The organism is Flavobacterium sp. (assembly GCF_028689845.1).
GTDB lineage: Bacteria > Bacteroidota > Bacteroidia > Flavobacteriales > Flavobacteriaceae > Flavobacterium.
In genome coordinates this window covers 110,927-125,129 of the sequence record NZ_JAQVCH010000002.1, presented here as the reverse complement: position 1 = coordinate 125,129, position 14,203 = coordinate 110,927, and the positions used below count along the sequence as shown (strand labels likewise).

The window sequence follows — 14,203 nt, the reverse complement described above, 5'->3', positions numbered from 1 at the left end:
TACATAATATATGATTCTACAAAGTATTAACAGAAGTATAACCTTCATGATTCTTTGCTTTTTTTTCGGGATGAAAAGAAGCGTCGTCGTTCGGGAGAAAATGCACAAAAGGCATTATTCTTGTTGGAATAAATTTAATTTTTAAATACCGTTTGTCCGTCTTTGGTTAGTTCTAGGTTGTCACCTTTTCCTCTTAATTCGTAAGTGTCATTTTTATACCAAATGCCTGAAGCAGCTTTTTCACCTGATAACTCAATCTGTTCTCCACCGTTTACATAAACTTTTACCGTATTCAGGGTATTATTAAAGGTCATGTCTAGCGTGTGTCCTTCTTTGTTTTTTAGCGAAGTTATCACGATATCGTCTTTATGTTCAAAAACGATGTTTCCGTCTTTTTTCAATTCAATGTCGTTGCCTTTTCCTCTCAATTCGTAATTTTCATTACTATACCAAATTCCTGATGCGGCTTTTTGTTCCTTCAGAACGATGGTTTCTCCTTCAAAATTGACGGTCGCCATTCCTTGGGTGTTGTTATAGGTCATCTCTATTTTTTTTCCGTCTTTGTCTGTTGAGTTCGCAATTACGATATCGTCAGCAACGGTTTCTGTTTCTATAGAATCTTGTTTTGGATTGTCTTTACAGGAAGTTAAAAATAGTGCAGAAAGCAGGGTAAGTGTTAAAATCTTTTTAGTCATTTTTTTTAATTAAAGTTGAAATAATGGTTGATTTTTGTATTAGTGAAACAAAACATCCTGAGTTGCTCTACAAAAAGACTGCCAAATAATGAGAACGTTGAAATAATCGTTACCTCTTACTCATAGAGCTACAAAAAACGGTTTGAATATAAACCCAAACCGTTTTAGCTACTACATTTTTTGATAGTAAATTATTCTATTGAACAAACTTTTAAACTCTTATATCCTTTTAAATTTTCTCTAGAATAACATCAATTATGTTTTATACTACAAAGAGGTTTGGTCTTAGGATTGTTTAATAAATTGAACATCAACAACCAATTTTACTTTATCAGAAACTACAATGCTTCCTGCTTCGGTAATGGAATTCCAGGTTAAGTTAAAATCTTTTCTGTTGATTTCGCCTCTAATTTCAAAACCAGCTTTTGTTTGTCCATAAGGGTCAACGGCAATACCATTTAATTCGGCTTCTAGTGTAACTTCTTTGGTTACATCTCTAATGGTTAAATCGCCCACTAATTTTTCGCCACTAAATGATTTTGAAACAAATGTCATTTCAGGGAATTTTTCAGCGTTGAAAAAATCATCTGATTTTAAATGGGCATCTCTATCCTTGTTTTTGGTGTTGATAGACGCTGTTTTTGCACTGAAGTTTAAACTTGCTCCGTTGAAGTCATCGCCATTCGTTTTTGCTGAGGAATGAAAATCTTCGAAATGACCTGTTACGGTTGAAATCATCATATGCTTTACTTTAAAAGCAATTTCTGAATGTGTACTGTCGATTAACCAATTTGTGTTATTGTTCATTTTTTTGTTTTTAAGGGTTATATTATTTTTTTAATACGTCTTGAATGTCTGCTAGTTTTTTAAACATTGCGTTGGCATACGGACATAATGGTGTTATTTTTATGTTTTTTTCTCTTGCCATATCTACAATTTTATAGAGCAGTTGTTTTCCTATTCCTTTGTCTTTAAACTCAGGTTCTACTTCTGTATGGTCGATAATTATATGATTTTCTCCTGCAACAGAATAGGTCATCATTCCGGCTTTCATGTGATTTTCTGTAGCCATGGCAAAGCCTTTGTTTTCTCTTTCTTTTATTATTATTTCCATTTTATATGTTTTTTAGTTGATTATATCATGATTAAACAAGTCTAATTACATAGACATTGGTACTTCCATTAAAAGGACACGGGCATTTTCGATTGCTTTTACTTGGATGGAATCGGTGTTCCAAACGCCCATGCCATCTCTTTTGGATAGTTTTTCACCATCAATTTCTACGTCGCCTTCTAGAATGAATGCGTAAACGCCATTTCCTTCTTTTTTGATTTTGTAAATATCGGAAGTTCCTTTTTCAAATTTCCCTAAGTGGAACCAAGCGTCTTGATTTATCCAAACACCTTGGTCATCTTGATTAGGCGAAAGTACTTGGTAGAATTCATTGTTTTTTGCAATGTCTCTGATAGAGATTTGGTCATAACGAGGTGCTACATTTTTTTCTTTTGGGAAAATCCAAATCTGAAGAAACTTCACTTCTTTATCTTTGTTTTTGTTGTACTCAGAGTGTGTGACTCCTGTTCCTGCACTTAAAACTTGTACATCTCCTTCTTGAATGACAGCTATATTTCCCATGCTGTCTTTGTGTTCTAAATCGCCTTCGAGTGGAATGGATATGATTTCCATATTGTCATGTGGATGTGTTCCAAAACCCATTCCTGCTTGAACGATATCGTCATTCAAGACGCGAAGTACTCCAAAACTCATTCGTTCTGGATTGTGATAATTTGCGAAGCTAAAGGTATGGTGTGAGTTCAACCAACCATGATTTGCACTTCCTCTTGTTGCTGCTTTGTGAATTACGGTGTTCATCGTTATATTTTCTTTATTAGGTAAATGATTAAATCCTACTTGTTGCAGTAATGAATCATAAGTCGATTTTATTGATTTATTGTTTTTTGCTTTCAGTATTTGTGGAGCAATTGTGCCCGCAACACCTGTTAAAAATAGAGCTCTAATAAACTTTTTACGATTCATATCCATGCTTTAAAAGTATACTACAAAGGTGCAACTATTTAAACCACTGTGGAATATGAAAAAGAGGGAGAAACGTATGAAAATCCGATCTGTGATTGATAATTAGGACTTAAACTCGTTTTTTTTAAAGATTGAAGGAGAAACTTTGGTGTTTTTTTTAAAGAAAGCACTAAAGTTGGCCGGTTCATTAAAGCCAAGTTCATACGCAATTTCTTTGTTGGTTAAATCTGTAAAATAGAGTAGTCTTTTGGCTTCGGTTATAATTCTTGCTTGAATATAGTCTTTTGCTGTTTTACCAATTTTTGATTTAACGGTTCTGTTTAAATGATCTGGTGTGATAAAAAGTTGGTTGGCATAAAAAGTAGTAGAATGTTCTTTTTTATAATTGGCATTCACAGCACTTTTAAAACTTCTAATTAAGTTGTCGCCAGTAGTATCAATGTCTGTTTCGATTGGATTAATGGAGCAAATGTTATTACATTCAATCAGCAAAAGCTTTAAAAAGGAACCGATAGACAAATGCTTCATGGTTGCATCACTGTTGAATAAGTTAAAGATTTGGTCTGCAAAATCCTTTATGGAATCAAATTGTGCTTTATTGGGTAATAAAGGTGGGCTTTGACCATAATTTTGAAAAAGATTTAAACTATCAATAAATGATAATGGAATGAAGTTTTCGACTAAAAACAGATTAGAAAAAGTCATAGCATAGCCAAAAGATTTCTCTGTTTCTATCACTTGGTGCACTTGTCCAGGTGCCACAAAGAAGATTTGATTGTTACTTAACGCATAGGTGTTGAAATCGATTTTATGTAGTCCTTTTGCGGTGTTAATAATTAAAACCGTATAGTAGTTATGTCTATGCGGTTCGTCAGCTTTTCCGTTTCGTTTGGAGTAAATATCTTCCATTTTGGAAATTCCAAAACTAACACTTTCCTTTTCGGCGTCTACTTTTTTGTATGTTTTAACGGTGCACATCTTAAATTGCTTTTATCATTTTTTAATAATTACCTCTCCAATAATGAAAATACGTTTCCAAAAATGCCGCCTCGACAACTGTTTTTATAATGTTGTAAAGGCAGCTGGCTGCAAGCATTTTTTTGTAAAATTAATTAAACACTTTTCTCTATTCTCCTGTCTGGTATTAGCCACATAATGGCTACAATGCCGTAAAAAGCTATTGCTATCCATGTGTTTAAAAAAGCAAACCCGATTCCGAGAATATAAAAAACGATGGATATTTTTCCTTTTGTATCAGAACCAATAGCTTTTCTTAAAGCAAATTCATCGTTGTGTGATTTTATAATTTCTGATTGTAAGATAAAATAAGCAATTGCACAGAATAATAATATTACACCATAAGCAATGACGGGTAATTTCTCGTTAAAGTTTTTGCCTATCCAAGCTGAAGTAAAAGGAATTAAGGATAGCCAAAAAAGCAAATGTAGATTTGCCCAAAGTATTTTACCATTTACTTTTTGTGTAATTTGAAAAAGATGATGGTGATTATTCCAATAAATACCTACATAGATAAAACTAAAAACATAACTTAAAAACACTGGCGTTTTTGCGATTAGAGAATTGAAATCGGTTTCGTCGGGAGCTTTAAGTTCCAAAACCATTATAGTTATAATTATTGCTAAAACACCATCACTAAATGCTTCTAATCGGCTTGTTTTCATTCGAGTTTACGTGAGTTTATTTAAGTCTTTGACATGTCTTAAAACGCGTTGACTATTTTTAGGTTTTTATTTGATTCAAATTTAGTTAAATGCAATCGGATTACGGACAACTTTTTTAAAAACTACTTTTCTAGTGCTATAACTTGTCTGTTTTTGATAAGCTTTCTTTTTAAAAAGAGCGTAATACAAGATGCTAAAACAAATGGAAATGTAAGTGGTATAATAGCAAAAGCTGCCAAGAATAAACTTACTAAAAGAGAGAACAAGACGGAAAACAAAACCCAGATGCCATCTTTAAGTTGACCACCTGTAAATACAATAGTACATAATACAGCATTATAACTAAATAGTCCCATGCTTATATCATGGATAGGAACAAAGAATTTGAATGCAATAATTGCAGACACTATTCCTCCAGCAAGACCATACAATGCAGAAATGGGTGAACTGATAAAGACTGCGATAAAAAATAATATTCCAGACACTAAATTGTCTTGAAATATTACCTGCCCAAAGCCTTTGAAACCGAACGTAAAATAATCGTGGGTTGAGTTAATTGAAGTTGACGGTAATAACATGGTTTCAGTGAAATAAGTGCGGGCAAACAAAATTATTGCCCAAGTAACCAAAACAAACGGAAGCGTGAATACGGGTATTTTTCTTTTTATAAAAAAGTGTTGGATTATGGTTGCTAATGACGAACCAAGAATTATTAAAAGCCAGCTTAAAATGACGGGCTTTAAAAACAGAAGCACAGCTACACCTACTAGAGCAGCACTAAATCCATATAATCCTTTGTCAATTTCTGATTTGTCGTATTTAAGCAACATTGCAGTGGCCGTTCCAGCTATTACTGCTAAAAGTGCAGCAACACCCATTATGAATGAGCCATAGAAAATACCAAACAACAAGAGAAAACCAGTAATAGAATTTTCTTGAAGCATTATTTGTCCAAAACCTTTTAATAATATAGCTACTAATGAAGCTGTTTTTGCTGTAAAATTATTTTCAACGTCTTTGTTTGCCGTCATTCCTTTCTTGATGATCTATTAGTTGCTCTAGAATAAAAGAGATTACTTTTTGCCTTCGCTAAAATTTATCGCTAAAGGCTGTTCGAGAAAAAACCTTTATTTATTCGTTTCAAATATAGTTAAATAGTTGAATGGTAAAACAGCGATTTATCAGTTTAAAGATGCCACCAAACGTATAAATACACGAATGAAAATGATATTAAAATTCGTATTTTTTTTAATAATAGGCGTTATTCTAAACAAACTTAAGTAAAAAGTACTGCTAAGGTTAATTCTAAAAATTAAACTTCATCCCAAAAGCAATTCGTCCGCCATCACTCGAGTGAAAATAGGTGATTTCAGAAGACACCATATTACTGCTGTTTAACCACAGCCCAAACCCTGTTGATTGGTGCCATTTTGATGAACTTTCAGAAGGTAACCAAACCCGTCCGTAATCATATCCAAGAAAAGCTCCGTACTGAATAGGGGCAAACGGATTTTTAATTTGACCGATGCTATATCGCAAATCGGAACCTTGATACAAAGCAGATTTTCCCGTAAAACGATTATCTCGAAATCCTCTCAAATCGGCATCGCCACCTAAAGATGCGGCTTGATAAAATTCAAAATCCGAAGTAAATATTGTTTTTCCTTTAATAGTTGTTTGCAAAACCCAATCGGCTTTTGGATCGAGTTTATAAACAAAGTTTACCACCGTTTCTATAAACGGAATTTGTCTTGAAAAATCGCCCAAATTGCTTGACCATTTCCCAACGGCTTTTAATCCGAAACCTAGTGTTGGAATAAAAGCATTGTCATAATTTTTAAAATGGTATTCTAAACCAATACCTGCAAAGTTTTGAAATTCAAAAAACCTAGAATCTTGTTCGCTTTCTGAAATATAGCGGTCTGGCGTATTTTCTACTTGAAAAGATTCTACATTCATCCGCCCAATTATAGAACTGCCATTGCTTCTTAGCCAAACCAAACCGGGACTCAGTTTTAAAGAGGCAATTCGAACCCGATTATAATCAATGCCAAATTCCTCTTCATTATAAACGGTTTCATTTCCATAGCCAAAAAAGTTCTGAGCAAAATTAGAACTCGTGGCAGAAGCATCGACAATCAAATCGTAATTATCCCATATTTTCTTTGCATTACCCGAATAACTAACATCATAACCGCTCGTGGCAAAATAATAATTGGCCATTAAAAGATGGTTTTGGGTGTATGGATTTCCTAAAAAACCATTTTGAGTAAAATTGAAACGAGCTCCTAATCGCAAACCATCATCGGGATTATAACCAGCTATCGGTATGGCTGAAAACGAATTAAACTTTGGTTTTTTATAGTTGTAAGTATTTGTTTCATAATTATTAGAAAGTAAAACCTTCGTTTTTCCATCGGCAGTAATTGTCTTTGAATTGGATAAAAAATCATGAATTTTGATGTTTTTACCATTTTCAATTACATACGAATCTTGGTTTAACCCACCAATCAACCGAATACGAATATTTTTTTTCTGATTTCCTTCAACGCTAAACTCGTCGTTGCCTTCTAGTCCAAACAGCCAGATTTCCTTGGTGTTCTTTTTGTAAAATGTTTTTTCAAAAACAATATTTTTTGGCGTTTTCATGCCGTTATAAACCACTACTACCGTTCTTCCTTTGTTTAAACGTGTAATTACAATGACGTCATTTTTTTGAGTGCCAACCACAATCGCTTTTTTCTCTAGTAGTTTATGATAGCTACGAGCAGTTTCGTTTAATTTTTTTAGGCGATTTCTAAAATGAAGTTTTAATTTTGAAGTCGTCTCATCTTGCAATTCATAAGGCATTTTTAAAAACGAAGCATTGATGAGGTCGTTGGTCAGTTGTTCTTGAATATAATTAGCTTGTTTAACCCAATTTTTCTCTTCGGTATCAGGAAGCAAAGCCAAATCTAAGGCATATGCTTGTTGATTAAAAGCTTTTACATTTGAGAAATTATAGCGATACGAATGCATTTGTCCCATTGCGGGAATACTTTTTAACAATCCTAAAAAAAGACCATCATATTTAGCAAAAGCTTGATCTCTTTGAGAAGAAATAGGACGGTAAATAGTTTTGTTGTTTTCTTCATAAGCGGCCCATTGCCAATTGTTTGCCCCTCTATCCCAATCGCCAACCAACATATCAAAAAGACGAGCCCGAATATAATTGTCGGTATCCACCCGATGGTTTTTATCAGAACGAATTAATTTAAGCATTTCATCAGTGCTGATGATAGTCGTTGCTTTTCCAAATTCATTTTTATTTTTGTATGCACTCGAAGGTTGTTCTGTCAAATAATAAAACGCATTCCCAAAGTCGACATTGTAAGAAGCTAATTGATTTTGTTTGGGCAAATAATATAATTTTGGCTCGGTAGAACGAAGACCAATTGCTTTGGATAAACTTGGAATCACAAGCGGGGTAAACGGATGAATAGTTGTAAAATAATCTCGCAAAAACTCTTCTGTCATTTCATTCTCATCTTGCGAAGAAAAAGGTTGATTTTTATAAGCGATTGATTTAAAAAAAGAAGCAGCATCTTTTTCTAAGGGTGTCAAAATAAATTCCTTTCCTTTTTTATCTGATAAAATGAGCGAACTATTGGTGTTCATTTTATCCAATCCAATCGGTTTCAAACCGCCATAAAGGGTGTCAATGGAGGCCGTTTTAACCGCAATCGTCTTTTGATAATATTTTTTATAATGCTTTCCCCATAGAAATTCATAAAAGATGCCGTTGCTACTAATCGGACGCCCAAAGATGGATTTTCGAACTTCCGTCTCCACTTCTTTCGGATACTTTTTTGTTTGATAAGATGCGTCCGGTTCTCTCGTTATTTGTTTAAACAGCAGTACTTCTTTTCGGTTGATAGTGGTATAATACGAAACCGTTGAAGCACCATTGTCAAACACATCAAACACAGCATAACCGTTGCCACCAAAACTAAAATCCTTTGGATTAACAGCTCGTGCTGGCGAATAATGAGCACCCGCTCCGCTAATAATTTGTTGAATTCCGTCTGTTTGAATGTATTGCAAGTTTTGTTCATGTCCAGAAACCACTACCACATGATTGTATTTTTGAATCACCGACTTCACTTGATTCGCCATTTCGCGATACCGACTATTTTGCAAATCATTCGTGTCATAACCGCTGGCTTTTCTAAACAAGTTCACAAAACTTCCCACAATGGGGAGCGGAATAGAATTGTCAAAAGGATAAAGTTGCTGCTTTAACGAATATTGCCCGCCATAAACGCCATTGCTAAGGAGCGGATGATGCATGGCTAAAAGCACAGTTTTCTCTTGATTTTCCAACAAATGCTTATCTAAAACTTCTAAAAATTGTTCTCTAGTTTTAATCGCACAGCCTTTATTGATTTCAGGTTGAACGTCCCAGTCTTCCAAAAACCATTGCGAATCGACCACGATTAATTCCACATTCTTACTCAGCGAAACAGACTCCATTCCGCAGGCATTTTGAGGCAATAGTTGACTTTTCTTTTTTTTGTAATTAGCAATAAATTGTTCTTGAGTCATTAAACCAGGAATGCCATTCTGCCAATCATAATCACCAGGAATAAAAAACACGTTGCCACCAAAAGAAGGAATTAAATCAAGTTGTTTGTTGATTTTTTCTTCTGCTTTCATGCGGTTTTCACCAAATCCATGAAGCGGATAAATGTTGTCGCCCAAAAATAAAACGCTACTATTTTTGGAAGCTTTGTCTAGCCTTCGTTTAAAGTTTTGTAAAGAAGGAGTCGCCAGATCATTTAAAGAATTTCCGGCATTGCCAGTCAGAAAAACAGAGTAAACAATCGTAGTCGTATCTAGGGATTGGTTATCATAAAAAGAAGTTGCCGAACTCCCCATTTTGGATTTGTAGGTGGTGCAGCTGGTCATTAAAACGAAAGCCATAACCAAAGTTATTCCGTAACAACATAAATTTGTACTAATTTTTAACGGAAACAACTTCATTAAACGGTATTTATGGGTTTGTCAAATATAAGCATTTTAGGATTTGATTTTTGATGTGGTTTAAAAATCAAAAAACGGTTATACTGTTTACTAGTAACGCGGTTTGGATGGTTATCGTATTTTTAATTTACTTTCCCCCGCTGTCTCCCGAATCCTTTCGTTTGGCCTCAAAGTAAATAAATCCTTTCCGGTTTAAAATTTAGAGTTCCCACTCCTGTTGTTCTTTTAATTCAAAAATAGTAAAAAACTTTCTTTATTAGCTAAAACCGCATGAAAGGATTACTTCGTCAGTTCGCTATGCTCGGTACGTGTGGTCAATGTAATTCAGTTAAGAGATAATCTTCATGATTTTGTCATTCCGACGAAGGAGGAATCTCAACAAAAAGGAATAAAGTAGTTTGTTCGTTTGGGAGCGGTACTTGTGAACACCTTAAAAAAAATAACCTTTAGATATTTTGTAAATATTTTTTGTGTAAGTTTGTGTTATTCAGAATTGCATTCCTTGGATACAATTTTGTTGTTGATACCACATTTCCAAAAAATAAACACTACCGAAACCACTATTGATATTTCTAGTTACCCTCCTGGATTTTATACTGTTGCTTTAATTTGCAACGGTACTATTATAGATGCCAAAAATTTAGTTAAACAATAAAAAAAACGCTATGAAAAAATTATTTTTATTCTTCCTTAGTTTCATTGTTATAAGTTGTAATGATGACGATGTAGAACCCATTGTAACGCCTCCTTTTGTGCCTGTGGTTATTAACCCTGTACTAATTGCAAAAGATAATCAAAATATACCTATTGAGGGTATTTCAATGGAAAACTTTATTATAAATGAGAATTCAAGTTGGATAAACATCAAGAATCTAATGGATGCCCCTTATATAGCTTTTGGTTTAGGAAATTATTATACCGAAACAAATTTTACCGAAACCACTATAGATTTTACTAACTATACAGTAATTGCCGTTTTTGACCAAGTATATGGTAATGGTGGTCATTCTATTGATATTACAAATATTACTGAATTTGAAAATAACATTACTGTAACCGTTGAGAATTTACAAACAGGTAATACATCTAGTGTTGTTACTCAAACGTATCACATTGTAAAAATACCAAAAGCGACTAAACCTATTGTTTTTGAGTAAGATGTGGTATATTACAACAGTAGATGGCTTCAAATATTATTCGGAAGTTGATGTAGCTATTAAGCCAAGTGTTTTATATGCTATCTCACCAAATCCGGCTATAAATCAAATCACAGTAAGCTATAAGCTAAACGAAGTAGGCTCCGCTTATCTCATGATACTAGGAAGTTATGGTACTACGAATGATTCTAATAACTACGTTTTAGATTTAAACAGCACAGAAACCACGATTGATATATCTAATTACCCCAATGGATTTTATACTGTTGCTTTAATTTGCAACGGACAGATTATTGATGCCAAAAATTTAGTTAAACAATAAAAAAAAAAATTATGAAAAGATTGGTAATCCTATTAGTGTGCTTTGGCTCCGTGAAATTTTCTTATTGTCAAACTTATCAATTAAGTAATACTTTTGGCACAAATGGTGTTGTTGAAACTGAAGATATTACTGAACCTAGAAAAACAATCATTACACCTGACAATAAAATTCTAACCATTGGTTTTAGTTTACTAGAAAGTCCAAATCCAGATTTGATAACACATTCTTTTTTAGTTAAGTTAAATCAAGACGGAACAACTGATGATACTTTTGGAAATAATGGTATAACTATTACTAATGTTGATTTTAAGGATATTCCAAGTGATGTAGTTTTTCAAGCTAACAACAAAATACTTCTTGGTGGACAATATACTTTGCAAAATCCATCAGAAGGTATTTTTCCAAATTCACCGTTTGTAATTCGTTATAATAATGATGGAAGTTTAGATAGTTCATTTGGGAACAATGGAATTTTAAAAATAACCAATTTCAATTCTATAACTTCTACAGACCTGTGTTCTGTTATTTCTTTAAATGATGAAAGTATTATTATTGGAATTACTGGTAGCAACAGTACTAATTTTTTTGGAGCATTAATGAAGTTGACTTCTAGTGGTGAAATTGATACTAGTTTTGGCACTGATGGTGTATTAAATCTTAGTGATTCAAATTTCAAATTTAATCTTTGGAGGCTTCAATTAACGAATGATAATAAGTTGATTTTATGTGGATATGATAGAACGAATACATCAAATAGTAAAACCGCAGTTTTAAAACTAAATTTAGATGGTAGTTTCGATACTACATTTGCAAATAATGGAAAACTATTAACAGATGTCACCACATCTAATGGTGAGTTTGAATATTTAAATAAAATAAACATAAGCCCAGACGGAAACTTTATTTGTAGTGGAAGAGCAGGCAGTAATTTTTTAATGATAAAGTTTAATTCAATTGGACAATTAGACCAACTTTTTGCAAATGATGGAATATTTCGAGATTTTATTAACATAGTAGATGTTGAAATTGATACTAATGAAAAGATATTTTTAGGTGGAATAGAATTACAAAATAATGGTCCCCATTTTAGAATAATTAATTTGAATGAAAATGGTTCTATTAACACCGACTTTAATAATAATGGTTTCTTGGTTTTAGATGTAACTAGTCAAAATGATAATTTGAAAGACATTGCTATTGATAATGATTCCTCAATAATAATATCAGGTTATTCAGGAATGGTGGGTAATTATAATGTTACACATGCTAAAATTGAACTAGAAAACTTAAATGTAATTACTTTTGAAGATAATCAAAATCAACTATTTCCAAATCCGTTTAATCATGAGTTAAATTTAAAATATCCTGAAACAATTAAATCAATTTCATTTTATGATGCTTTAGGTAAAAAGATTAACTCTTCATTTGTTTATAACAGTACTGTAATTAATACAGAATTTTTAAAAGATGGATTTTATTTTTGTTTGATTACTTTTATTAATGATTCAACTGAAATGATAAAGTTATTTAAAAGATCAAAGTAAATATTGAAATTAAAAAAAACGCTATGAAAAATTTATTTTTACTATTATTTAGTTTGATGGTTATAAGTTGTAATGATGACGATGTAGAACCTGTTGTCACGCCTCCTTTTGAACCAATAATTATAGATTATACATTAATTAGTAAACGTAATATTTACCCTAATGTAGTTAATCAACAAAAAACTGTTATTAATACTAGTATAGAATGGAACAACCTATTAACTCAAATAGATGATTTTTATCAAACAGGTGGAATTAATTTCACTCAATTATATTTTGAAGAGACATCTATAGATTTTACTAATTACACAGTAATTGCCGTTTTTGACCAAGTGTATGGTAATGGTGGTCATACAATTGATATTACTAACATTACTGAATTTGAAACTACTATTGTTGTCACAGTTGAAAATCTACAGACTGGTAATACATCAAGTGTTGGTACACAACCCTATCACATTGTAAAAATACCAAAAGCGACAAAACCTATTGTTTTTGAGTGAGATGTGGTATATCAAGCTGTCCCCCGAATCCTTTCGTGTGACCTCCTAGTAGATAAATCGTTTCAGGGGTAAAATTTACAATTCCCACTCCTGTAGTTCTTTTAATTCAAAAACAGTAAAAAACTTTCTTTATTAGCTAAAACCGCATGAAAGGATTCAATAACGGTAGCGGTTTTTGTCATCTTGCCTCTTTTTTGGTTCATCACTAACTTTGGAACATTACCCTAATTATGGAGTGTTACTTTTGTCTTTAATACCTTCTACATAATAAACAAAATTTTTTTTACTTAAGTTTATTACATAAGATTTATAATTTTTATAATAATAGTCTCCAGCACCACCATATACATATTCTTTCCAATTATCAAAGTATACTTTTGCTTTTTTGTTTGAAAAATTTAATAATCCAATATATAAAATAGTATCATTATCTTTGTTTATACATGCTACATATTGCCTATTATATTTTTTATATTTTTTCTTTACGTTTTCTGGATTTTTATATTTAGTGTTAATCTTAGATTTGTCAAGATCGAAGTATTCTTTCATATTTATTTCATAATCAAAATAATTTTCAAACAAAAAATTTTCTCCAATTATGATATCCTCAAGAGTAGGTACATAAAGGCTTTTATATCCTATTTTTTCAAATTCAAAAATCGATTTATCATCAAAAATCACTCCTTCTCCGCAATAATAATCTTTTAGAGTTATTATTTTTGTAGGTTGAAAAAGGACTATAGCTAGTATTGAAATTATATATTTCATTTTAATAATTTTTAATTGGTATTACCATAGTTGATGTTGTATTTAGTGGAACAATTTGAATGATCCCACCGCTGTCTCCCGAATCCTTTCGTTTGGCCTCAAAGTAAATAAATCCTTTCCGGTTTAAAATTTAGAGTTCCCACTCCTGTTGTTCTTTTAATTCAAAAATAGTAAAAAACTTTCTGTATTAACTAAAACCGTACGAAAGGATTCGTTTGTTAATAGTGTAGTGCTTTTTCCACTTTTGTTCCATACCAATTGCACATTTGTTCGCAAAACACACCCTTTTTCCGAAGCCCGTTCGAACAAACCCCGAACAACACTCGAACAAAACCCCTATAAATTCCAAAAAAAACGTCAAACCTATTCAAATGCAGTCAAAAAGGTTCAAAACTAGTCAAAATACATCAAATTCAGTCAGTCGTGATTTAATATGCTTTCGGGTAATATGCTATTTTCAGACGGGTCATCG

Annotated in this window: 13 protein-coding genes; 4 read left to right on the top strand and 9 right to left on the bottom strand. The window is 32.5% G+C overall.

All coding sequences use genetic code 11. From position 1 onward, the window contains the following. Positions 1-134 precede the first annotated feature (134 nt). The 8 genes from PHR76_RS01720 to PHR76_RS01685 all read right to left on the bottom strand — a co-directional run bounded on the left by PHR76_RS01720 (position 135) and on the right by PHR76_RS01685 (position 9,377). The gene (locus tag PHR76_RS01720) at positions 135-695 is read right to left on the bottom strand and encodes an MliC family protein (RefSeq protein ID WP_300057773.1); all 561 of its coding nucleotides are present in this window, start codon (positions 693-695) and stop codon (positions 135-137) included. Positions 696-980: 285 nt separating this feature from the next. After that, entirely contained in the window at positions 981-1,502 is a 522-nt protein-coding gene (locus PHR76_RS01715) for a YceI family protein (protein WP_300057770.1), read from the bottom strand. 22 nt (positions 1,503-1,524) lie between these two features. Beyond that, positions 1,525-1,809: a GNAT family N-acetyltransferase gene (locus tag PHR76_RS01710; protein WP_300057767.1), complete on the bottom strand. Its 285-nt coding sequence runs from the start codon at positions 1,807-1,809 to the stop codon at positions 1,525-1,527. A gap of 45 nt (positions 1,810-1,854) precedes the next feature. Then, the gene (locus PHR76_RS01705) at positions 1,855-2,568 is read right to left on the bottom strand and encodes a pirin family protein (RefSeq protein WP_300057876.1); all 714 of its coding nucleotides are present in this window, start codon (positions 2,566-2,568) and stop codon (positions 1,855-1,857) included. Positions 2,569-2,835: 267 nt separating this feature from the next. Next, a complete protein-coding gene (locus PHR76_RS01700; RefSeq protein WP_300057765.1) occupies positions 2,836-3,711 on the bottom strand; it encodes a helix-turn-helix transcriptional regulator in 876 nt (291 codons plus the stop codon). Positions 3,712-3,845: 134 nt separating this feature from the next. Then, positions 3,846-4,415 carry a TMEM175 family protein gene (locus tag PHR76_RS01695; protein ID WP_300057762.1) on the bottom strand — a complete coding sequence of 190 codons (570 nt, stop codon included), beginning with the start codon at positions 4,413-4,415 and terminating at the stop codon, positions 3,846-3,848. A 122-nt stretch (positions 4,416-4,537) separates the two neighbouring features. After that, positions 4,538-5,446 (bottom strand): urea transporter, encoded by a 909-nt coding sequence (locus PHR76_RS01690; protein WP_300057759.1) that lies wholly within the window; start codon positions 5,444-5,446, stop codon positions 4,538-4,540. A 274-nt stretch (positions 5,447-5,720) separates the two neighbouring features. Continuing rightward, positions 5,721-9,377, bottom strand: coding sequence for a metallophosphoesterase (locus tag PHR76_RS01685; RefSeq protein ID WP_300057756.1), 3,657 nt, complete (start codon positions 9,375-9,377; stop codon positions 5,721-5,723). Between the two features lie 725 nt (positions 9,378-10,102). Between PHR76_RS01685 and PHR76_RS01680 the strand changes: the two genes are divergently transcribed. The 4 genes from PHR76_RS01680 to PHR76_RS01665 are packed head-to-tail and all read left to right on the top strand — an operon-like array spanning position 10,103 to position 12,963. After that, the gene (locus PHR76_RS01680; protein WP_300057753.1) at positions 10,103-10,594 is read left to right on the top strand and encodes a protease complex subunit PrcB family protein; all 492 of its coding nucleotides are present in this window, start codon (positions 10,103-10,105) and stop codon (positions 10,592-10,594) included. Beyond that, positions 10,587-10,916 carry a T9SS type A sorting domain-containing protein gene (locus PHR76_RS01675; protein WP_300057750.1) on the top strand — a complete coding sequence of 110 codons (330 nt, stop codon included), beginning with the start codon at positions 10,587-10,589 and terminating at the stop codon, positions 10,914-10,916. Before PHR76_RS01680 ends, PHR76_RS01675 begins: the two co-directional genes overlap by 8 nt. A gap of 11 nt (positions 10,917-10,927) precedes the next feature. Further along, positions 10,928-12,460 carry a T9SS type A sorting domain-containing protein gene (locus tag PHR76_RS01670; RefSeq protein ID WP_300057747.1) on the top strand — a complete coding sequence of 511 codons (1,533 nt, stop codon included), beginning with the start codon at positions 10,928-10,930 and terminating at the stop codon, positions 12,458-12,460. A 23-nt stretch (positions 12,461-12,483) separates the two neighbouring features. Beyond that, positions 12,484-12,963: a hypothetical protein gene (locus PHR76_RS01665; RefSeq protein WP_300057744.1), complete on the top strand. Its 480-nt coding sequence runs from the start codon at positions 12,484-12,486 to the stop codon at positions 12,961-12,963. 228 nt (positions 12,964-13,191) lie between these two features. Here the strand turns inward: PHR76_RS01665 and PHR76_RS01660 are convergent, their stop codons facing one another. Then, complete coding sequence (locus PHR76_RS01660) at positions 13,192-13,731, bottom strand: hypothetical protein (RefSeq protein WP_300057741.1); 540 nt, start codon at positions 13,729-13,731, stop codon at positions 13,192-13,194. Positions 13,732-14,203: the final 472 nt, after the last annotated feature.